Here is a 21,264-nt window from a genome sequence, read left to right on the forward strand (position 1 = left end):
GAGAGCAGCACGATGAGAACGATGTGGAAGCGCGCGCTTCTGACGCTGACAGCCGGCAGTCTCGTGCTGGGATCCGCGGCGTGCAGCGAGGAGGAGCCCACCGCGGCCGCCGCCAACCTGGACGGCAAGAGGGTCGCCGCGATGGCCGACTACCAGGCCGGGCAGCAGTTCAAGGCCTCCGAGGCGGTCGAGTTCAGCCTCCTGTACAACGACCACCCGAACTACCCGATTAAGGACGACTGGCTGTTCTGGCAGGAGCTGGAGCAGCGCACGAACGTCTCGATCAAGCCGACGGTCGTCCCCAACAGCGACTACGAGCAGAAGCGCAGCCTGGTGGTGGGCGCGGGTGACGCGCCGTTCATCATCTCCAAGACCTACCCGGGTCAGGAGCAGGCGTTCGTGGCCTCGGGCGCGATCCTGCCGGTGAGCGACTACCTCGACCTGATGCCGAACCTCAAGGACAAGGTCGAGAAGTGGAAGCTCCAGCCTGAGCTGAACACGCTGCGCCAGGAGGACGGCAAGTTCTACCTGCTGCCCGGCGTGCACGAGAACGTGTGGCCGGACTACACCCTGGCCTTCCGCACCGACGAGCTCCAGCGCCTGAACCTCCAGACCCCGAAGAGCTGGGACGAGGTCTACACCGTCCTCAAGGCGATCAAGGCCGCGCACCCCGACAGCTACCCGCTGTCCGACCGGTTCGAGGGCAAGGCGATCCTCAACTACGCCGCGGGCACCTTCGGCACCAGCGGCGGCTGGGGCTGGACCAACACCCAGTGGAACGCCGACGAGGGCAAGTTCGCCTTCACCGGCGCCTCGGCCCAGCAGAAGGCGATGGTCGAGTACTTCCGCAAGCTCGTCGACGAGGGCCTGATGGACCCGGAGAGCTTCACGCAGAAGGACGAGCCCGCCTTCCAGAAGCTGGCCAACGGCAAGTCCTACGCGATCAGCACCAACGCCCAGACGCTGGTCAACGACTACCGCCCGGCGCTGAAGAACATCCCCGGCGCGACCATCGCCAAGATCACCCTGCCCGCGGGCCCCAAGGGCGACGTGGTCGCCGGCACGCGCCTGGAGAACGGCCTGATGATCTCGGCCAAGGCGCTGGAGAGCGACAAGTTCGTGGCCATGATGCAGTTCATCGACTGGCTCTGGTACTCCGACGAGGGCCAGGAGTTCGCCAAGTGGGGCGTGCCGGGCACCACCTACGACAAGGACGGCTCCGGCAAGCGCGCGCTGAAGCCCGACGTCGCGTTCGGCGGCCTGAACACCGGCGCGCCGCAGCACCTCCAGAAGAACTTCGGCTTCCAGGGCGGCGTGTTCACCTACGGCGGCAAGACCGAGCTGCTCCGGTCGATGTTCACGCCCGAGGAGATCACCTTCCAGGAGGCGATGAAGGCCAAGAAGCCCGTCCCGCTGGCCCCGCCGCACCCGTTCACCGCGGACGAGCGCGAGCAGGCCACCCTGTGGGAGACCCCGCTCAAGGACGCCGCCACCCAGGGCACGCTCCAGTTCATCCTGGGCGACCGCGACATCTCCGAGTGGGACGCCTACGTCAAGGAGCTGGAGGCCAAGGGCATGACCCAGTACATGGAGCTGGTCAACAGCGCCCACGAGCGGTTCAAGCAGAAGAACGGCTGACAGAGGAACGGCTGATCCCCGCCGGGGCAGCCGTGCAGACCCGGGTCCGGCCGCGGTCGGGCGGCCGGACCCGGCCCGCGTGCGGAGGTGTTGGAGTTGAGCCACGTCGTCGTGCCCGCCCGGCCGCTCGGCCGCCTGTCGGATTCCTGGCGCCACTGCGTCGGCACCGGCAGGCTCAACCTGGCGCTGCGGTCGGACTACCAGGAGTCGCTGGCGCTGGTGCAGCGGGAGATCGGGTTCCGGCACATCAGGGGCCACGGCCTGCTGTCCGACGACATGGGCGTGCTCCGGGTGTCGGAGGGCGAGACCCGGTACTCGTTCACCTACCTGGACCAGGTGTTCGACCGGTTCCTGGAGCTGGGCGTCCGCCCCTTCCTCGAACTGGGGTTCATGCCCACCGCGCTCGCCTCCGGCGAGGACACCGTGTTCTGGTGGAAGGGCAACATCACCCCGCCGCGCGAGCAGGCCGAGTGGGCCGCGCTCGTGCGGGCGGTGGTGGCGCACCTGATCGACCGGTACGGCCTCGACGAGGTGCGCGCCTGGCCCATCGAGGTGTGGAACGAGCCGAACCTGACGGCCTTCTGGAAGGACGCCGACCAGCAGGCGTACTTCCGGCTCTACGAGACCACCGCGCGGGCGATCAAGGACCTGGACGCGGGCCTCCAGGTCGGCGGGCCCGCGATCTCGCCCGGCTCGGACGAGTGGTGGGCGCCGTTCGCGGAGTTCGTCGCCTCCCGGGACGTGCCGGTCGACTTCGTCTCGCGGCACGCCTACACCTCGGGCCCGGCCCAGCACATCCCGTTCGGGACCTACCAGGAGCTGCTGCCGCCGCAGTCGCTGCTGGAGCAGTTCGACGCGCCGCGCAGGCGCCTCGCGGGCACCGCGCTGGCCGGGCTGCCGGTGCACATCACCGAGTTCAACACCTCCTACCGGCCGGACAACCCGATCCACGACACCGCCTACAACGCCGCCTACCTGGCGCCGGTGGTGGCGGGCGGCACGGACCTGGTGGACTCCTACTCGTACTGGACGTTCTGCGACGTCTTCGAGGAGGTGGACGTGCCCACCTCGCTGTTCCACGGCGGGTTCGGCCTGCTCACCCACAGGCAGGTCGCCAAGCCGACCTACCACCTGTACGCGTTCATGGCCCGGATGGGCGCGCACGTGCTGGCGCGCGGCGAGGACCACCTGGTGTGCCGCGACGACGACGGCCGGGTGACCGTGCTGGCCTGGCAGCCGGTGGGCGGCACCGAGGGCGCCGCCGCCCCCGAGCGGCACACCGTGCGGCTGTCGGTCCCGGCGCCCGGCGAGCGGGTCTTCACCCGCCGCGAGCGGGTCAACGAGCACGACGGCAACGCGTTCGCCGCCTGGCGCGAGCTGGGCAGGCCCCGGTCGCCGGGCAAGCGGGAGCTGGAGGTGCTGCGGGACTGCGCGCGGCCGGCCGTGGAGCACCGGGCGCACGCGGTCGCGGACGGGCGGGTGTCGCTGGACCTGGCGCTGAGCAGGCACGAGGTGACCTTCGTCGAGGTGCTGCCGGTGCGGCCCGAGGAGCACCCGGGCCTGGACGACCGCAGGCTGCTCGGCGGCTCCGACGACCGGCTCGTGGCGGAGTGGCCGTGACCGCGCCGCGGCGGGACCCGGCGGACGAGGTCGGCGCCGGTGTCCTGTCGCGCATCGCCTCGGTGGTGTACTGGTTCCTGGTGGTCGAGGTGCTGGTGGTGCTCACCACCGCGCCCGCGCTCGTGCTCGTGGTGTTCCTCGCGGGCGGCGGCGGCAACGCCCCGCTGATCGGCCTGTGCTTCCTCCCGGTCGGCCCCGCGCTGTCGGCGGCGGTGTTCGCGTGGCGGGTGTTCCTGGCCGACCGGGACCTCTCGCCCGCGCGCCACTTCCGGCGCGGCTACCGGCTCAACTGGCTCGACGTGCTGCGCTGGTGGGCGCCCGCGGTGGCGGTGCTGACCGTGATCGGGTTCAGCCTGGCCAACCTGGGGTCGGCGGGCGTGCCCGCCGCGTACGGGGCGCTGCTCGTGCTGGTCGCGGTCGGCGTGCTGGTGTGGGCCTCCAACGCCCTGGTGCTGTCCTCCGCGCTGTCGCTGCGCGCGCGGGACACCGCGCGGCTGGCGTCCTACTACCTCGCGGCCCGCCCGGCGAGCGCGTTGGGCGCGCTGTCGCTGGTCGTGGCCGCCGGCGGGCTGGTCGCGCTCACCTCGGACTGGGTGCTCGTGCTGCTCGCGTCGCCCTTCACCCTGCTCCTGCTGCGCAACGCCGAACCGGTGTTGCGCGACGCCACGGAAAGGTTCACCGCGTGATCGGCTACGGCGGCGACTACAACCCCGAGCAGTGGCCCCGGGAGGTGTGGGACCGCGACTACGAGGCGTTCCGGCTCGCGAAGGTCAACACCGTGACGCTCGGCGTGTTCGCGTGGGCGCACCTCCAGCCGGCCGAGGACACCTACGACTTCTCGACCCTGGACGCGATCGTCGGGCGCGCGACCGCCGAGGGCGAGCGGGTCGTGCTCGCCACGCCCAGCGGCGCGATGCCGCCGTGGCTCGCGCACGCCTACCCCGACGCCTGCCGGGTCGACTTCGAGGGCCGCCGGCACGTCTACGGGCAGCGGCACAACGCGTGCCCGTCGTCACCGGACTTCCGCCGGCTGTCGGTGGCGCTGGCCGGGCGGCTCGCCGAGCGGTACGGGCGGGACCCGGCGATCGTGGCCTGGCACGTGGGCAACGAGTACGGCGGCGCGTGCCACTGCCCGCTGTGCGCCGCCGCGTTCCGGGACTGGCTGCGCGAGCGCCACGGCGACCTGGACGGCCTCAACCGGGCGTGGAACACGACGTTCTGGTCCCACACCTTCACCGACTGGGAGCAGGTCCAGCCGCCCACCGCGCTGTCGGAGCACTGGCGCGGGCCGAACCACACCGCGTTCCAGGGCATCACGCTGGACTACCGGCGGTTCCTGTCCGACGCGCTGCTCGGCGGGTTCGTCGCGGAGAAGGCGGCGATCCGCGAGCACGTCCCGGACACGCCCGTGACCACGAACTTCATGGGGCTCTACCAGCCCGTCGACTACCACCGGTGGGCGCCGCACCTGGACTTCGCCTCGTGGGACAACTACCCGCCGGAGGACCCGTCGGCGTCGCGCACCGCCGCGCGGATGGCGCTGGCGCACGGGCTCGTGCGCGGGCTGTGCGGCGGCAAGCCGTTCTGGGTCATGGAGCAGACCCCGTCGGTGACGGCCTCGCGCGACGTGAACCCGGTCAAGCGGCCCGGCGTGCTGCGGCTGTGGTCGTGGCAGTCCGTCGCGCACGGCGCCGACGCGGTGCTGTACTTCCAGCTGCGCCAGTCGCGCGGCGCGTGCGAGAAGTACCACGGCGCGGTCCTCGACCACGCCGGGCGCACGGGCACGCGGCTGTTCCGCGAGGTGGCGGCGCTGGGCGAGGAGTTCGCCCGGGTCGGCGCGGAGCTGACCGGCGCGCGCACGCCCGCGCGGGTGGCGCTGCTGGTCGACTGGGACAGCTGGTGGGCGGTCGAGATGTCCGACGGCCCCAACCGGAACGTGCGCTACCTCGACGTGCTGACCGCGTACCACCGGGCGCTGTGGCAGGCGAACGCGCCGCTGGACGTGGTGCCGGTGACCGCGGACCTGTCCGGCTACGACGTGGTCGTGGCGCCTTTGCTGCACGTGGTGAAGGGGGATTTCGCCGAGCGCGTCACGGCGTTCGTGGAACGCGGCGGCGCGTTCGTGACCACCGCCCTGTCCGGGCGCGTGGACGAGGACGACAACGCCTTCCTCGACGACGGCCCGTTCGCCTCCCTGCTCGGCCTGTGGGTCGAGGAGACCGATGCGCGGCAGCCGGACGTGGTGAACCCGGTGGCGCTGTTCGGGACCGGCCACGAGGCCCGGCACGTGTTCGAGGTGGTCGTGGTCGAGGACGCCGAGGTGCTCGGCACCTACGGCGCCGACTTCTACGCCGGCGCGCCGGCCGTGACCCGGGCGGCGCGCGGGCGTGGCAGCGCCTGGTACGCGGCCACCCTGCTGGACGACGCGGGGGTGGCCGCGGTGGTGCGGGCGGCGCTGGACGAGCACGACCTGACCGGACCGCTGGCCGACGTGCCCGACGTGGAGGTCGCGGAGCGGGTCACCGAGGACGGCGCCAGGTGGGCGTACGTGCTCAACCACGGGCCGCGGCGGGTCGTGCCCTGCCCGGTGTCGGGGGTGGACGTGCTGTCCGGTCGCGAGCTGGCGGCGGGTGACGAGCTGGTGCTGGAGCCGACCGACGTGCTGGTGATCCGGGTGTGAGGGCGGGCCCCCGCTCCCAGAAGAGGGTCCGGAACGCGCCGCCCTCCCGCCGCACCCGCGCCCCGGGCGTTCAGTGGATCGTGCGCCCGTGGGCGTCCGGCACGCCCGACTTCCGGAAGAAGTAGGTGTTCACCTGGTCCCGCCACTCGGTGGCGCACCGCAGCTGCTCGGCCAGCAGCTCCTCCACCCGGCCGAACACCGCGTCCGGCACGCGCCCCTTCAGCTCCGCCCACACCCCGACCATGCGCCCGACCTCCTCGACCCCCGCGAAGTGGGTGTCGTAGATGTGCTGGACCACGGTCCGCCCCGAGCGCAGCACGTGCCCGTACGGCACGTGGTGGAAGAACAGCAGCAGCTCGTCCGGGCAGGTCTCCGCCGACTCGTAGACGTCCCGCCACGGCGCCGGGTACTGGCCGGTGAAGCCGGTGCCGGTGGCGCGCGTGCGGTCCACGCCGACGCCGTCGCGGTCGGCGAAGTGGTAGGTGCCCCACCGCGAGTACTCGTAGCCGTCCACGCCGGGGCCGTAGTGGTCGCCCGGGTTGACCATGAAGCCGACGCCCAGCGGGGCCGTGTAGCGCTCGTAGGTGCGCCACGAGTCGCCCATCAGGTCGCGCAGCGGTTCGCGCGCGGCGGGGTCCTCGAACGTCAGGCCGATCCACTCGTCCAGCACCGCCTCGGGCGCGAGCCGGTCGTCCCAGGCCAGGCGGCCGAAGCCGAACAGGTTGGCCTGCGCCAGCGGGTGGCCGGTCCAGAACCGGTCCTGCCCGACGTTGGACACGGCGACGACGCCGTCCGCGATGTCGCCGACGGCGTCCCCGCCGAGCGGGAAGCGGAGGATCTCGCTCCACTGCGGGACGAGGTGGCAGACGTGCTTCTGCTGCCCGGTGTACTCCTGGGTGACCTGGAGCTCCACGGCCAGCCGGGTGCCCGGCATCGCGGCGATCACCGGCGAGACGGGCTCTCGGGCCTGGAAGTCCAGCGGGCCGTACTTGACCTGGAGCACCACGTTGGGGTCGAACGCGCCGTCGAGCGGGGCGAAGTGGTCGTGCGCGGCGCGGGCGCGGTCGGTGGAGCGGTCGCGCCAGTCCTGGTGGTGGTCGTAGACGAAGGCGCGCCAGAAGACCGTGCCGCCGAACGGCGCGAGGGCGCGGGCCAGCAGGTTGGCGCCGTCGGCGTGGTCGCGGCCGTAGGCGAAGGGTCCGGGCCGGCCCTCGGAGTCGGCCTTGACCACGTACCCGCCGAAGTCGGGGATCGCGGCGTAGACGGCGGCGGTGGCGCGGTTCCACCACTCGCGCACGGCGGGGTCGAGCGGGTCGGCCGTCGACAGGCCGCCGAGGGTGATGGGCGAGGCGAAGCCGACCGACAGGTGGACGCGGATGCCGTGCGGCCGGAACGCGTCGGCGAGCCGCACCGCGTCCGGCAGCAGGTCGGTGAGCAGCCGGGCCTCGGTGCGGTGCACGTTGACGTTGTTCAGGCCGACCCGGTTCACGCCGGTGGAGCCGAGCAGGCGGGCGTACGCCTCGACCCGGCCCAGGTCCTCGCGCACGCGGCCGTCCGCGTAGAAGATCGAGTCGCCCGAGTAGCCGCGCTCGACCTGGCCCATGACCGGGTGGACGTCCATGTTGTCCCAGTGGTCGAGCATCCGGATCGACCGCCGGGGCGCGTGGCGCTCGGGCGCGAAGTCGGCGGCGAACGCGGCCTCGCCCAGCCGCACCACGTGGTGGAACCCGTAGAGCAGGCCCGCGCCGCCGTCGGCCCGGACCGAGGTGGCGCCCGCCCGCGCCACGGTGAACGCCTCGGAGCCGTCGTCGCCCCCGCAGACCAGCTCCAGGTCCGCCGGGCCGTCGTCGACCAGCGCGCCGCCGTGCGCGGCGACCGCGGCGGCGACCTCGCCGCGCACGGTGTCGACGAGGGTCCCGGCCCCGGTCACCCGGACGCGCCGGGAGCCGACGGGCCGGAACGCGGAGACGGGCAGCCAGGCCGGGTGAGGAGGCGTCACGCCACCGAACCTAGTTGCCGCCAAGGCGGAAATCACCACTCGGAGTCCACAGGGGACGGCGAAAGATTTTCGTCGCGAACGGGAACGCGGGCGGGAGCGGAACGGGAACGCGGACGGGAACCGGACGCCCGCCCGGCGGTGGCCGCGCGTGGTCCGCGCCACACCCCCGGGGAGCCGCCTACCATGGGTCGCTGTGAGCAACGTCGAGACCGAACCGGCCGCGCTGGTCTGCGGCAGCGCGCCCGGCGCCGCCGCGGTCGAGGTCCTGGAGCCCCGCGACGTGCCGTTGGGCGGGCCGCGGGCGATGACCGTGCGCCGCACCCTGCCGCAGAGGTCGCGGTCGCTGATCGGCGCGTGGTGCTTCGCCGACCACTACGGGCCCGACGACGTCTCGCTCGGCGGCGGCATGGACGTCGCGCCGCACCCGCACACCGGCCTCCAGACGGCGAGCTGGCTGTTCAGCGGCGAGATCGAGCACCGCGACAGCCTGGGCGTGCACGCGGTGGTGCGGCCGGGCGAGCTGAACCTGATGACCGCCGGGCACGGCATCTGCCACTCGGAGGTCTCCACGCCCGGCACGTCCGTGCTGCACGGCGTGCAGCTGTGGATCGCGCTGCCCGACGCCGACCGCGACGCGCCCCGCGACTTCCAGCACCACGCGCCCGAGCCGGTCGACCTGGGCGGCGCGACCGCGCGCGTGTTCCTGGGCACGCTGGCCGGCCGCACGTCCCCGGTCCGCACCTTCACCCCGTTGCTGGGCGCCGAGGTCGTGCTGGACCCGGGCGCGCGGCTCGACCTGGAGGTGGACCCGGTCTTCGAGCACGGCGCGCTGGTCGACCTGGGCGGTGTCGAGCTGGAGGGCGTGGCCCTGACCCGGGGCGCGCTCGGCTACGTGGGCGCGGGCGGCTCCCGGCTGCGCCTGGCCAACCCCGGCGACGTGCCCGCCCGCGTGGTCCTGCTCGGCGGCGAGCCGTTCGGCGAGCAGCTGGTCATGTGGTGGAACTTCGTCGGCCGCAGCCACGACGAGGTGGCGCGGCACCGCGAGCAGTGGCAGGCCGGGGCGGAGCGGTTCGGCCGGGTCGAGGGCTACCCCGGCGACCGGCTGCCCGCGCCACCGCTGCCGACGGGCAGGCTCCGGCCGCGCGGCAACCCGTAGGGCGTCAGCGCGGCCCGTACATGATCACGGCCACGCCGACGAGGCAGATCGCCGCGCCGGCGCAGTCCCAGCGGTCGGGGCGGAAGCCGTCCACGAGGACGCCCCACGCCAGCGACCCGACCACGAACACCCCGCCGTAGGCGGCCAGGATGCGGCCGAAGTTCGCGTCGGGCTGCAACGTCGCCACGAACCCGTACAGGCCGAGCGCCACCACGCCCGCGCCGACCCACAGCAGGCCCCGGTGCTCGCGCACGCCCTGCCAGATCAGCCACGCGCCGCCGATCTCGGCGAGCGCGGCCAGCGCGAACAACACCAGCGAGCGGACGACCGTCATGATCGCGACGATAGCCGGGGCCGGCCGGCCGTCACGGCCGCGACCACGGCCGGGGCCGGTTGACCTGCCGGGTGAAGTCCCTTGACAAGCCCTCCCCTTCTTATGAACGCTTGTTCATGAACAGATGTTCACAAGGAGGGGGCGAGTGTGCGCGACATCGTCAACACCCACCAGGCCGAGGCCTGGAACGGCTACGAGGGCACCCACTGGGCCGACCACCACGAGCGCTACGACGCGGTGAACAGCGGCTACAACGAGGTGCTGCTCACCGCCGCCGCCGTCGGCCCGGCGGAGCGCGTGCTCGACATCGGCTGCGGCAACGGCCAGCTCACGCGGCTCGCGGCACGACGCGGCGGCGGGGCGCTCGGCGTCGACCTCTCGGGCCCGATGCTCGCCCGCGCACGCGCCCTCGCCGCCGAGGAGGGCGTCGCCGACGTCGCGTTCGAGCAGGGCGACGCCCAGGTCTTCCCGTTCCCGCCCGGCGCGTTCGACGTCGCGCTGAGCCGGTTCGGGGTCATGTTCTTCGCCGACCCGGTCCGGGCCTTCGGCAACGTCCGCGGCGCGCTCCGCCCGGACGGGCGGCTGGCGTTCCTGTCGATGCGCGGCCTGGGGGACCTCGCCGGCGTGCTCGCCGCGCTCGGCGGCGGCGGACCGCAACCCGGTCCGGCCGGCCCGCTGTCGCTGTCCGACCCGGGCGTCGTGCGGGACGTGCTCGGCGCGGCCGGGTTCCGGGACGTCGCGACCGAGCCGGTCGAGGCCGCCGGCACGTGGGGGCGCGACGTCGCGGACGCCGCGGACTTCGTCCTGGCGTGGGGGCCGGTCCGGTTCGCGCTGCGCGACGCCGACCAGGCCACCGGGGAGCGCGTCCGGCGGGCGGTGGCCGACGCCCTGGCGCCGCACGCCGGACCGGGCGCGGTGCGGCTGCGCGGCGAGGCGTGGCTCGTGACCGCACGGGCCTGAACCGGCCCTTACGATGCAGCGCGATGGCACCGAGACGAGCAGCGGCACTGCGCGACGGCGACGTGAGCCTGCGTGACCACCTCATCGCGACGGCGACCCGGCTGGTGGCCGAGCGCGGCACCGCCGGTCTCACCGTCCGCGACATCGCCCGCGCCGCGGACGTGGCGGTCGGCGTGCTCTACAACCACTTCGCCGACAAGGAGGAGCTGCTCGCGCTGGCCCTGCACGAGCACGTCCGGTCCACCGGGCGCCGACTCGGGCAGCCGGTCACCGGCGGCACGCTCGCGGAGGACCTGCGCGCGTTCGTCGTGCACGCCCTGGAGGTGCACGCGGCGATCCTGCCCGCGTTCGCCGGCCTGGTCGGTCAGCCCGAGGTGTTCGCCAGGTTCGACGCGCTGCCCGACCCGATGGCGGACGGGCGCGGCCTGCGCGCCGCGCTGGCCGACCACCTGCGCGCCGAACGCGACCGCGGCCGGGTCGCGGCGGGCGCCGACGTCGACGCCGTCGCCACGCTGGTGGTCGGCGCGTGCCACGAACTCGTGCTGCCCCGCCTCTACCGGGGCCCCGGCGCGACCGTCGAGGTGCCGCCCGGGTACGTGGACGCGCTGGTGTCGACCGTGCTCGACGGCATCGCGCCGAGGTAGTCGCCGGCGACGGTGGTCGCCGCCGGCGGACACGCCCCGCACGACCGCGCTCAGTGGTGCGCCGCCAGCGCCCGGCCGATGTAGTGCGCGGACAGGGTCGCGAAGATGTAGGCCTGCAACACCTGGATCAGCGCCTCCAGCAGCGTGATCCCGATCGCCAGGGCGAAGCTGACCAGCGACACCGGCTTGAGCAGCGGCCCGGCCTCCAGCAGCAGGAACTCGCCGCTCAGCGTGAACACCATGACCAGCATGTGCCCCGCGAACATCGCCGCGAACACCCGGATCGCCAGGTTCACCGGGTCGAAGAAGAACTTGAGGATCACCTCGGTCGGGATCAGCAGCAGCCACAGCACCGGTTTCGGCACGTCCGGCACGACGAACTGGTTGCGCAGGTAGCCGACGAGCCCGTGCCGCCTGATCCCCACGTAGTGGTAGAGCGGGAACACCAGCAGCAGCGCCACCGCGGCCGGGAAGCCGATGTGCGCCATGGTCGGGAACTGCACCAGCGGCACGATGCCGAAGATGTTGTTCACCAGCACGAAGCAGAAGATCGACACGATGAACGGGACGAACGGGCGGAAGTCCTTCGCCCCGATCTGCTCCCGCGTGATGGTGTTGCGGCCGAAGTCGTAGACCGACTCGGCGGCGAACTGCCACCTGCCCGGCACCAGCTTCGGTTTGCGGCTCGCGAGCAGGAAGAACGTGCTGATGATCACCACCGACAGCACGACCAGCACCATCGGTTTGGTCACCGCGCCGAAGATCGGCGGCGGGAACATGTCCACCGCGCCGGGCGGGCGAAAAGAATCGTCGGCCATGGGCGTCCCCCTCGTCCAAGGTCTTGACGAGAATCTAACGGACGGCCCGTGGCCTGTCGTCAGACTAAAGTTGACGATTCCGGGTCACCGGGCGGTCAACCCAGCGCCCCCTCCAGCGTGTCGTGCAACTCCAGCACCTCGCCCAGCCCGACCGAGATCAGGGTGCGCCGCACCAGGCGCGGCGTGACGACCTTCAGCGCACCGCCGCCGGCGCGGGTCCGCTCGTGCGCCACCAGCAGCACCTCGATGCCGATCGAGGCGAAGAACCGCACGTCCGTCAGGTCCACGACCACGCCGCCACGTCCGTCGCCGATGGCGTCGAGCAGCGGTTCACGCAGCTTGTCCACGGTGGCTATGTCCAGCTCACCGCGTGCCGCGACCACGGTGAGGCCCTCACCGACGCGGGTGGTCGACGTTTCGAAGTCCAGGGAAGGCATGCGGATCCGTTCTCCAGCGGGTTCACTCGCGCAGGTGCGCTGTGGGCTCAACGACACCGCCTGACACCAGAAGATCACACCCCGGCCGCGGTCCTGCGGGCACCTCCCCCTCAACGGTGATCGGTGCGGCGGGGTCCACGAGGTTAACCTGGGTGCCCCGCACTCACGAGGAGCCACCGCATGACAAGACCGAGCGAGCCGGGATCGACGGACCCGGCGAGCCTGGTCGACGACCTGCCCGTGGTCGTCTGGGAGGCCGACGCGCGGACCCGGCGGCTCACGTACGTCTCGCGGCACGCCGAGCGGCTCCTCGGGTTGCCGGTGGGCCGGTGGCTGGAGTCGTGGGACTCGGTGGTGCACCCCGACGACCGGGAGGCGGTCGCGCGGGGCCGCCTGCCCCGCCCGGACGGCCCCGACGAGTTCGAGCTGGCCTACCGGGTGGTCGCCGCGGACGGCGGCGTGCGGTGGGTGCGGGACGGGATCCGCGTGGTGCGGGACGCGGACGGCGCGGTCGCGCGGCTGCGCGGCGTGCTGGTCGACGTGACCGGGAGCAGGCTGCGCGAGGAGCGGGAGCGGTTCCTGGGCGAGCTGGACCGGGAGCTCCAACGGCTGGTGGACGCCGAGGAGGTGATGTCCGCGGCGATGCGGCTGCTCGGCGAGCACCTGGGCGTGAACCGGTGCGCCTTCGCCGAGGCGGAGGCCGACGAGGACCACTTCCTGATGAGCGGCGACTACTCCGACGGCCTGCCGCCGCTGCCGGGCCGGTTCGCCATGTCCGCTTTCGGGGCGGGCGCGGTGCGGGCGATGCGCGCCGGGGAGCCGTGGGTGGTGCGCGACAGCCTCGCCGACCCCCGGCTGGGCCCCGACGACCTGCACGCCTACCGGGTCACGGGCATCCGCGCGGTGATCTGCCTCCCGCTGCTGCGGGCGGGCAGGTTCGTCGCGGCCATGGCCGTGCACCAGGCTACAGTCCGGCACTGGACCGAGGCGGAAGTCGAGCTGGTCACCGTCGTGGTGAACAGGTGCTGGGAGTCTTTGCAGCGCGCGCACGCCGACCGCGCGCTGCGCGCCAGTGAGGAGAGGCACCGGTTGCTGGTGGAACGTGCCACGGACGGCATCTGGACCGTGGATCGCGACCTGCGGTTCGTGGACGTCAACCCGGCCGCGTGCGAGCTGCTCGGGTACGCGCGGGAGGACCTGCTCGGCCGGCCGCTGACCGACCTGGTCGCGCCGGACCTCGCCGGCCGGCTGGCGGACCTGGTGGGCTCGACCGGCCGGGTGATCACCGACGTGTGGGAGTTCCGGCGCGCGGACGGCGACGCGGTGCCGCTGGAGCTGAGCGTCCAGAGCACGCCGACCGGGTTGCAGGCCATCGGGCGGGACGTCACCGAGCGGCGGCGCGCCGAGGCCGAGCGCGAGCTGCTGCTCCAACGCGAGCGCGAGATCGCCGAGACGCTCCAGCGCAGCCTGCTGCCGCGCGAGCTGCCGTCGCTGCCGCGGGTCGCGGTGTCGGCCCGGTACCTGCCGGCGTCGGCGCACGGGCAGATCGGCGGCGACTGGTACGAGGTGCTGCCGGTCGGTGGCACGTCGGTCGCGCTGTCGGTGGGCGACGTGGTGGGCAAGGGGCCGACCGCGGCGGCGGTGATGGGGCAGCTGCGCAGCGCCCTGGCCGGGTACCTGCTCGACCACCACTCCCCCTCCGCCGCGCTGGAGCGGCTGGACGCGTTCGCCCGCCGCACGCCCGGCGCGCTGGGCAGCACGTGCGCCTGCCTGACGTTCGACTGGACCACGGGCCGGGTGTGCTGGGCGGCGGCCGGGCACCCGCCCGCGCTGCTGGTGTCGGCAGAGGGCACGCGGTTCCTCACCGCGCCCGACGACGCCGGCGGCGCGGTCCTGGGCACGCCCGACCGCGCGCCGTACCGGGACAACCGGGTGGACGTGCCGGTGGGCTCGTCGGTGGTGCTCTACACCGACGGGCTGGTCGAGCGGCGTGGCGCGCTGCTCGACGTCGGGCTGTCCCGGCTGGCCGAGGTGGCGGGCAAGGCGCACGCGTCGGGGCCCGACGAGCTGGCCGACGAGCTGGTCGGCCGGCTGCTCGCGGACGGGCAGGACGACGACGTGGCGCTGGTGGTGCTGCGCCGGGTGCCGGAGCCGCTGGACCGGCGCGGCGTGCCCGCGGTGCCCGAGGCGCTGTCGGACATGCGCCGCGACGTGCGGTCGTGGGCGGCGCTGGCGGGCGTGTCGACCGACCTGCTGTGCGACGTGCAGCTGGCGCTGGGCGAGGCCGCCGCGAACGCGGTCGACCACGCCTACCCGGACGGCCCCGGCCAGTTCGACTACCTGCTGGACCGGGCCGCGGGCGGCGCCGTGCGGGTGGTGGTGCGCGACCGGGGCCGGTGGCGACCGGAGCCCGCGGACAAGGGCCACCGCGGGCGCGGCATCGAGATCATCCGGGAACTGGCCGAGGACGTCGTGTTCGAACGCGGCCCGCACGGCACCAGGGTGGACTTCCTCGTCCCCGCCGAACCGCGGCACCCGCACCCCGAGCCGCCGCCCGCCGCGCCACCCGCCGACGACCGGGTGGTGCGCCTGACCGGCGACCTGGACGCGGCCGGCGTGGCCGCCACCCGCCCCGACCTGCTGTCCCGCGTGCGCGGCGGCTCGGTCGACCTGGACCTGACCGCCCTGGACTACCTCAGCAGCTCGGGCATCGCCCTCCTGCTGGAGGCCGCCGCCACCGCGCGGAGCGCCGGCCACCACATGACGTGGACCCTCCACCCCGGCTCGGCCCCGGCCCGCATCATCAAGCTGTCGGGCCTGTCCAACACCCCGGGCCTGACCATCCACCCACCCCTCTGACCCCGCGCGAGTCGTACCCCCAGCCCCCGCGAGTCGTACGTTCAGGACCATCGTGTCGAACGCTCAGGACCCCCGAGTTCCACGTTCGCGCAGCCCTCAGGGGTACCTGAACGTAGAACTCGGGGTACCGGAACGTACGACACGGTTGGGCTGGACGTACGACTCGCGCGGGGTCAGGGGGTGGTCAGGTGTTCCCGGCGGAACGCGAACAGGGCGATGTCGTCCTTCTTGTCCCGGCCGAACTCGTCGAGCAGGCGGTCGCACAGCTCGTCCATGTCGTCGTCGTGCGACACCGCCGCGCGCAGCAGCTCCATCCCCTCGTCCAGGTCGGCCCCCGAGTGCTCGACCAGGCCGTCCGTGGTCAGCAGCACCAGGCCGCCGACCGGCAGCACCACCCGGGACGCGGGCGGGCGCGGCAGGCCGATGCCCAGCAGCGGTCCCCGGACGTCCAGGTAGCGGGCGCCGGAGGCGTCGGCGAGCAGCGGCGGGATGTGGCCGGCGTTGGCCACCACGGCGGTCTCCTCGGCCGGGTCGACCAGGATCAGGCACATCGTGGTCAGGCCCTTGGTCGAGTGGAACTTGTGCAGCATCGCGTCGATGCGCCGCAGGATCTCCGCCGGGTCGCTCTCGTCCACCGCGTAGGCCCGCATCGCGTGCCGCACCTCGCCCATGATCGTGGCGGCGTGCAGCGAGTGCCCGGTGACGTCGCCGATGGCGATCAGCAACCGGTCGTCCAGCTCGGTGACCTCGTAGAAGTCGCCGCCGATCTCGGCGTGCGCGGACGCGGGCGCGTAGCGGGCCGCCATCGGCAGCGCGGGCAGCGACGGCAGCCGGCGCGGCAGCAGGCTGCGTTGCAGCGTCAGCGCGAGGTTGTGCTCCTCGGTGAAGGCGCGCAGGCCCTCGGCGGTCAGCGCGGTCGCCTGGGCCAGCTGCCGCAGCAGGTTGCGGTCCTCGTCGGTGGCGACCGCCTCGGGCGCGACCGCGACGCGGATCGGCGGGCGGCGGGGGTTGCCGCGCGCCACCACGACCAGCGCGGGCACGCCGCGCTCCCACGACGGGTCCGGCCTGGTCCCGGTGTCGGGCGGCAGCCCGTCGAGCAGGCGCGCGGACTCGCGGCGCAGCGCGGCGGGCGCACCGGGCTCGGCGCGGCCGATCAGCAGCTCGCCGTCCGGGTTGGTGACCAGCGCGGTGGCCGGCGCGCCCAGGACGGTCGCGGTGCCCTCGGCCGCGGCGGCGACCAGGTCGTCGAACGTGCTCGCGGCGTTGATGCGCAGGGTCGTGCCGGTCAGCTTCGCCAACCGGTCGGCCAGGCGCTCGGCCAGCGCGCGGGCCCGGTAGTAGCGCAGCGCCGCCTCCACGGTGGCCAGCAGCTCACCGGGCTCCAGCGGCTCGGTCAGGTAGGCGTCGGCGCCCCGGTTGAGGCCGGTGATCCGGTCCTCGGCCTGGCGGAACGCCGCCGAGACGTGCACCACCGGCACGGCGGCGGTGCGCGGGTCGCCCTTGATCCGCTCGGCCACCTCGAACCCGGTCATGTCCGGCAGGTCCACGTCCAGGACGACCAGGTCGAACTCCTCCTCCGCGAGCAGGTCCAGGGCCTGCCCGCCGGTGGCCGCCTCGGCGACCTCGTGCCCACCGCGGCGCAGCCAGCTGACCCGCACGTACCGGCTGGCCATGGTGTCGTCGACGACGAGGACGCGGGCCGGCACGACGGGCGGGGTCACCGGTCCGCCTCGGTCGGGGGAGCGGTGGCGCGGGCGGCGGCACGGGCGGCGCGCACGGCGTCCCGGACCTGGCCGGGCGCGAGGGCCGCCACCGGCAGCACCGCCGCGGCGTGACCGGCGGCGGTGCGCTCCAGCCCGCTGTCCACGTCGTGGCTCACCAGCAGCACCGGCACCGACCGCGACTCCTCGGCGCCGCGCAGCACCGACAGGATCTCGGTGCCGCTGACCTGCGGCACGTCCGCGGCCACCACCACCAGGTCCGGCCGCTCGCGACGGGCGACGGCCAGCGCCTCGCGTCCGTCGGAGACCTCCAGGACCCGCTCGGCCAGCCCCGCCAGCGCGGCCACCAGCCGGGCCCGCACCGCGTCGTCGGGCACCACGACCAGCGCGAGCGCCGCCTCGGAGTCGTCGGCCTGCCGCAGCGGCAGCCGCACGACGACCTCGGTGCCCTCGCCGGGCGTGCTGCGCAGCTCCAGGTCGCCGCCGAGGATGCCCGCGAGCCGCCGGGCGTAGGGCAGGCCGAGGCCGGTGCCGCTCGCGCCGACCTGGAGCGGGCCCGGCACCTGGTAGAAGTCCTCGAAGATCCGGCTCTGCTCCGCGTCCGGGATGCCGATGCCGGTGTCGGTGACGGCGAAGCGCACGGAGTCGGCGTCCGGGTGCACGGCCAGCCGCACGCGGCCGCGCTCGGTGAACTTCAGCGCGTTGGACAGCAGGTTGCGCAGGATGCGCCCGAGCATCACCTCGTCGGTGACCAGCTCGGACATCGGCGGCGGGTGGTCCACCACCAGCTCGACGTCGGCCGAGCGGACCAGCGGCTGCACCGAGCCGTGCAGGCGGGCCAGCAGCAGCGGCAGGTCCACCGGCGCGAGCCGGGGCCGCAGGCTGCCGGACTCGGCCTTGGCGGTGTCCAGCAGCTCGTTGATCAGGGCCAGCAGGGTCGAACCCGCGTCCTCGATCAACCCGACCTGCCGGCGCTGCTCGTCGGTCAGCGGGTCGCCCGCGGGGTCGGCCAGCAGCCGGGCCAGGCCGAGCACGGAGTTGACCGGCGAGCGCAGCTCGTGGCTGATGCCGGACCAGAACCTGGTGCGCGCCTCGGCCGCCTCGCGCAGCTGGGTGGTCTTCTCCTCCAGCTCCGCGTACAGCGCCACGACGCCCTGGTTGGTCTGCTCCAGCTCGTCGGACAGCTCCTTGTGCAGGGCGATGATGCCGCGGTTGGTGTCCTCCAGCTCCTCGTTGAGGCGCACCAGCTCGCGCTGCTTGGCCTCCAGGTCCTCCAGGGTCAGCACGAGGTCCTGGTTCTGGGCGCGCAGCTCGTCGAGGGAGTCGGCGACGTCCCGCACGCTCAGCAGCTGCCGCAGCCGCTCGACCTCGGCGGGCCGCGGCGGCTCGTGGCCCTCGGGCAGCACCTTGACCAGGGTCGTCGCCCAGCCCTCGGCCAGCACCTGGTCCATCAGCCGGCGCGCGGTGTCCCAGCCGGGTCCGCCGGTCTCCCCGGTCTCGACCCTGATCAGCAGCGCGGGCTCGGGCGGTCGGCGCAGCAGGAACACCAGGGTGGTGGGCGTGGTCAGCCGCACCAGCTCGCGGCCCACGTCGCTCAGCGAGGTGGCGACGCGGATCTGGTTCTGGCCGTCGAGCCCCAGCGCCGCCGCCGCGTCGCGGCCGTGCCGCCGCAGCGGGAACACGTCGGCCTCGCGGTGCACCGTCACCCGCAGCAGCACCTCGTCCTCCTGTCCGGTCACGGCGCCACCGCCACGAGGACGCCCGCGTCGTCCCTCCGCACACCGGCGTCGCGCAGCAGCGTGGCGGCGACGACCAGCGGCGGTCGGGTGACCAGGTCGTCCTGCGGCGACCAGCGCTCGGTCAGGCCGTCGGAGTGCAGCACGACCGCCGCGCCCGCCGGCAGCTCGTAGTCGAACGCGCGGATGGTGCGCGCCTGGTAGCCGGCCACGCCGGGCACCGACACCATGCCGTGCTTGCGCGCCGTGGTGACCACGGCGGCGGCGATGTTGCCCAGCCCGGCGAAGCGGACCGTCCCCGCGGACCGGTCCACGTCGGCCACGCCGACCGCGCCGCCCCGGGTGCCGCGCAGCGCCTCGTGCAGCCGCGCCACGGCTTCCTCCGGCGGCCCCGGCGGCAGGGCGCAGAACACCCGGACCGCCTCGCGGGACGCCGACGCGGCCAGCGGTCCGTGCCCGGAGCCGTCGCACATCATCAGCGTCACCCGGTTCCCCGAGCGGCGCACCGCGTAGGCGTCGCCGCACTGCTCCTCGCCCCCGATGGCCCTGGTGAGACCGGCCGTGGCGCCGTCGTCGTCGAGCCGGGCGGCGGCGTGGGGGTGGAACCGGGCCACCAGCACGGTGCCCCGGCCCCGGTCGGAGGACAGCGCGAACCGGTCGGCGGACCTGGCCACCGCGCCCAGGCCCAGGCCCAGGGTGCCGGTGGTGGACTGGCCGTCGGTCATGGCCAGCTCGATGTCGGCGATGCCGGGGCCGCGGTCCACGGCCAGCACCTCGACCGCGGCGTGCTCGGCGGCCCGCACCGAGCGCACCACCACCTGGCCGCCACTCGCGTGCTTGTTCAGGTTGGTGCCGATCTCGGTGACCGCGAGCGCGATCTCGGCGACCCTGGTGGCGGGGAACGCCAGCCGCTCGGCGAGGTTCGTGGCGGTGCGGCGGACCCGGCCGACCTCGGCGGCCTCGTCCACGTTCAGCCACGCCACGTCCTCGGTGACCGGCAGGCAGGTGCTCACCTCTTCCACTTCACCACCGTCACCGTCGTGCCGCGACCCACCTCGGTGTCCAGGTCGAACTCGTCGACCAGCCGCCGGGAGCCGCTCAGGCCGAGTCCGAGGCCGCTGCCGCTGCTCCAGCCGTCGGCCAGGGCGAGCGTCAGGTCCGGGATGCCGGGCCCGCTGTCGCGGAACGAGGCCCGCACGCCCTGGCGCGAGCCCTGGGTGACCACGGCGACGGTGGCGGAGCCGCCTCCGCCGTGGATGAGGGTGTTGCGCGCCAGCTCGCTGGTGGCGGTGACCAGTTTCGTCTGGTCGACGAGGGACAGCTTCACGCGCTGGGCGTACCCGCGCACGAGCTGCCGCACGCGCACCACGTCGTCGTCACCGGCGATCGGCAGTTCCTCGGGCGTCTCGCCGGGGTTGTTCACCGCGGTCCTCTCCGCCGCGCGCCGAGTTCGCGCAGGATCCTCATGCCCCGTTCGAGGTTCAGCGCGGTGCGCACCCCGCCGAGGGTCAGCCCCAGCTCGACCAGCGTGATCGCGACCGCGGGCCGCATCCCGACCACGACGGTGTCGGCGTCGAACAGCCGCGACAGGGACGCGATGGTGGCGAACATGCGGCCGATGAACGAGTCGACGATCTCCACGGCGGAGATGTCGATCACCACGCCGTGCGCGCCGCTGGCGCAGATCCGCTCGGCCAGGTCCTCCTGGAGGGCCAGCACGCTCTGGTCGTGCAGGTCGATCTGGATCGACACCAGCAGGATGCCCTCGATCTCCAGGATCGGGACCCGCTCCATCAGCGGTTCACCTTCACGATGTCCGCGCCCTCCTTGCGCAGGGCGTGGCGCAGCGCGTCGGCCAGGGAGGCCTTGGTGGTGATGTCGCCGAACTCGATGCCCAGCTCCACGATCGTCTGCGCGATCTGCGGCCGGATGCCCGAGACGATGCAGTCCGCGCCCATCAGGCGGGCCGCCACGACCGTCTTGAGCAGGTGCTGCGCGACCTGCGTGTCGACCGCGAACACGCCGGTGATGTCGATGATGGCGTGCTCCGAGCCGGTCTCGACCAGCGTCTCCAGCAGCTTCTCCATCACCACCTGGGTGCGCGCCGAGTCCAGGGTGCCCACCAGCGGCACGGCCAGCACGCCCTCCCACAGCTTGACCACCGGCGTGGTCAGCTCCAGCAGCTGCTCCGACTGCTCCTTGATGACCTCCTCGCGCGCGCGGGTGTAGCTCTCGAAGGTGAACAGGCCCAGCGCGTCGAGCAGCGTGGAGAAGTCCATGAGCTGCCGGTACAGGCCCCGGTCCTCGTCGTCCTCGGCCAGCTCGAACACCACGCGCTTGAGCGCGAAGACGCTCGACGCGGTCTCCGACGGGCTGTAGCCGTTGCGCGCCCGGTTGCGCGACATCTCCTCCAGCAGCGACCGCACCTCGGCGAGCTCCTCGCCGCGCACGTCACCGCCGTCGATCACCGGCACGAGGACGGCGAAGAACTCCCGGAAGTCGCGCTCCAGCTCCGCGGCGGTCGCCCGCCCGCGCATCGTCCCCGCCACGGACGAGACCCAACGCCGGACGAGTTCGTCGGCGTTGTCCCGCAGCAGCACGGTCAGGCGGTGCGCCTGCCCCGTTCCGTCAACCACTCGTGCCTCCTGGTGAGAGCTGTCAC

At 73.7% G+C, this 21,264-nt stretch carries 18 protein-coding genes; 8 read left to right on the plus strand and 10 right to left on the minus strand.

Annotation, left to right across the window (positions count from 1 at the left end):
• Window positions 1-12 precede the first annotated feature (12 nt).
• The 4 genes from ABD223_RS08450 to ABD223_RS08465 all read left to right on the plus strand — a co-directional run bounded on the left by ABD223_RS08450 (window position 13) and on the right by ABD223_RS08465 (window position 5,938).
• The gene (locus ABD223_RS08450) at window positions 13-1,638 is read left to right on the plus strand and encodes an ABC transporter substrate-binding protein (RefSeq protein ID WP_344035427.1); all 1,626 of its coding nucleotides are present in this window, start codon (window positions 13-15) and stop codon (window positions 1,636-1,638) included.
• 96 nt (window positions 1,639-1,734) lie between these two features.
• On the plus strand, window positions 1,735-3,258 hold the full coding sequence (locus ABD223_RS08455; protein WP_344035428.1) for a GH39 family glycosyl hydrolase: 1,524 nt from the start codon (window positions 1,735-1,737) through the stop codon (window positions 3,256-3,258).
• Window positions 3,255-3,944: a glycosyl transferase gene (locus ABD223_RS08460; protein ID WP_344035429.1), complete on the plus strand. Its 690-nt coding sequence runs from the start codon at window positions 3,255-3,257 to the stop codon at window positions 3,942-3,944. The genes ABD223_RS08455 and ABD223_RS08460 overlap by 4 nt, the downstream gene beginning before the upstream one ends.
• Window positions 3,941-5,938, plus strand: a complete 1,998-nt coding sequence (locus tag ABD223_RS08465) for a beta-galactosidase (RefSeq protein WP_344035430.1) — start codon at window positions 3,941-3,943, stop codon at window positions 5,936-5,938. Before ABD223_RS08460 ends, ABD223_RS08465 begins: the two co-directional genes overlap by 4 nt.
• Window positions 5,939-6,008: 70 nt before the next feature.
• Here the strand turns inward: ABD223_RS08465 and ABD223_RS08470 are convergent, their stop codons facing one another.
• Window positions 6,009-7,937: an alpha-glucuronidase gene (locus tag ABD223_RS08470; protein ID WP_344035431.1), complete on the minus strand. Its 1,929-nt coding sequence runs from the start codon at window positions 7,935-7,937 to the stop codon at window positions 6,009-6,011.
• A gap of 193 nt (window positions 7,938-8,130) precedes the next feature.
• Here ABD223_RS08470 and ABD223_RS08475 point away from each other — a divergent pair, with 193 nt between their 5' ends.
• Window positions 8,131-9,093 carry a pirin family protein gene (locus ABD223_RS08475; RefSeq protein WP_344035432.1) on the plus strand — a complete coding sequence of 321 codons (963 nt, stop codon included), beginning with the start codon at window positions 8,131-8,133 and terminating at the stop codon, window positions 9,091-9,093.
• Window positions 9,094-9,097: 4 nt separating this feature from the next.
• Here ABD223_RS08475 and ABD223_RS08480 read toward each other — a convergent pair whose 3' ends face one another.
• Complete coding sequence (locus ABD223_RS08480; protein ID WP_380648670.1) at window positions 9,098-9,427, minus strand: YnfA family protein; 330 nt, start codon at window positions 9,425-9,427, stop codon at window positions 9,098-9,100.
• A 147-nt stretch (window positions 9,428-9,574) separates the two neighbouring features.
• Between ABD223_RS08480 and ABD223_RS08485 the strand changes: the two genes are divergently transcribed.
• Both ABD223_RS08485 and ABD223_RS08490 read left to right on the plus strand, forming a co-directional pair.
• Complete coding sequence (locus ABD223_RS08485; protein WP_344035433.1) at window positions 9,575-10,387, plus strand: class I SAM-dependent methyltransferase; 813 nt, start codon at window positions 9,575-9,577, stop codon at window positions 10,385-10,387.
• A gap of 23 nt (window positions 10,388-10,410) precedes the next feature.
• On the plus strand, window positions 10,411-11,031 hold the full coding sequence (locus ABD223_RS08490) for a TetR/AcrR family transcriptional regulator (RefSeq protein ID WP_344035434.1): 621 nt from the start codon (window positions 10,411-10,413) through the stop codon (window positions 11,029-11,031).
• A 50-nt stretch (window positions 11,032-11,081) separates the two neighbouring features.
• On the opposite strand, the gene atpB is transcribed toward ABD223_RS08490, so the two are convergent.
• A complete protein-coding gene (gene atpB / locus ABD223_RS08495; protein WP_344035435.1) occupies window positions 11,082-11,849 on the minus strand; it encodes a F0F1 ATP synthase subunit A in 768 nt (255 codons plus the stop codon).
• A gap of 95 nt (window positions 11,850-11,944) precedes the next feature.
• Entirely contained in the window at window positions 11,945-12,286 is a 342-nt protein-coding gene (locus tag ABD223_RS08500; RefSeq protein WP_344035436.1) for an STAS domain-containing protein, read from the minus strand.
• A 180-nt stretch (window positions 12,287-12,466) separates the two neighbouring features.
• On the opposite strand from ABD223_RS08500, the gene ABD223_RS08505 reads away from it, so the two are divergent.
• Window positions 12,467-15,145, plus strand: a complete 2,679-nt coding sequence (locus ABD223_RS08505; protein ID WP_344035437.1) for a SpoIIE family protein phosphatase — start codon at window positions 12,467-12,469, stop codon at window positions 15,143-15,145.
• A 173-nt stretch (window positions 15,146-15,318) separates the two neighbouring features.
• Here ABD223_RS08505 and ABD223_RS08510 read toward each other — a convergent pair whose 3' ends face one another.
• Genes ABD223_RS08510 through ABD223_RS08535 form a run of 6 tightly spaced genes read right to left on the minus strand, consistent with a single transcriptional unit; the run spans window position 15,319 to window position 21,238 of the window.
• Window positions 15,319-16,866: a SpoIIE family protein phosphatase gene (locus ABD223_RS08510; protein ID WP_344035438.1), complete on the minus strand. Its 1,548-nt coding sequence runs from the start codon at window positions 16,864-16,866 to the stop codon at window positions 15,319-15,321.
• Window positions 16,863-18,605 (minus strand): ATP-binding response regulator, encoded by a 1,743-nt coding sequence (locus ABD223_RS08515; RefSeq protein ID WP_344035439.1) that lies wholly within the window; start codon window positions 18,603-18,605, stop codon window positions 16,863-16,865. Before ABD223_RS08515 ends, ABD223_RS08510 begins: the two co-directional genes overlap by 4 nt.
• Window positions 18,602-19,624 carry an ATP-binding protein gene (locus tag ABD223_RS08520; protein WP_344035440.1) on the minus strand — a complete coding sequence of 341 codons (1,023 nt, stop codon included), beginning with the start codon at window positions 19,622-19,624 and terminating at the stop codon, window positions 18,602-18,604. The genes ABD223_RS08515 and ABD223_RS08520 overlap by 4 nt, the downstream gene beginning before the upstream one ends.
• Window positions 19,612-20,025, minus strand: coding sequence for an ATP-binding protein (locus ABD223_RS08525; RefSeq protein ID WP_344035441.1), 414 nt, complete (start codon window positions 20,023-20,025; stop codon window positions 19,612-19,614). The genes ABD223_RS08520 and ABD223_RS08525 overlap by 13 nt, the downstream gene beginning before the upstream one ends.
• Entirely contained in the window at window positions 20,022-20,396 is a 375-nt protein-coding gene (locus ABD223_RS08530) for an STAS domain-containing protein (RefSeq protein WP_344035442.1), read from the minus strand. The genes ABD223_RS08525 and ABD223_RS08530 overlap by 4 nt, the downstream gene beginning before the upstream one ends.
• Window positions 20,396-21,238, minus strand: coding sequence for an STAS domain-containing protein (locus ABD223_RS08535; protein ID WP_344035443.1), 843 nt, complete (start codon window positions 21,236-21,238; stop codon window positions 20,396-20,398). Before ABD223_RS08535 ends, ABD223_RS08530 begins: the two co-directional genes overlap by 1 nt.
• Window positions 21,239-21,264 lie beyond the last annotated feature (26 nt).

Source organism: Saccharothrix xinjiangensis, assembly GCF_039527585.1.
GTDB classification, from domain to species: domain Bacteria; phylum Actinomycetota; class Actinomycetes; order Mycobacteriales; family Pseudonocardiaceae; genus Actinosynnema; species Actinosynnema xinjiangensis.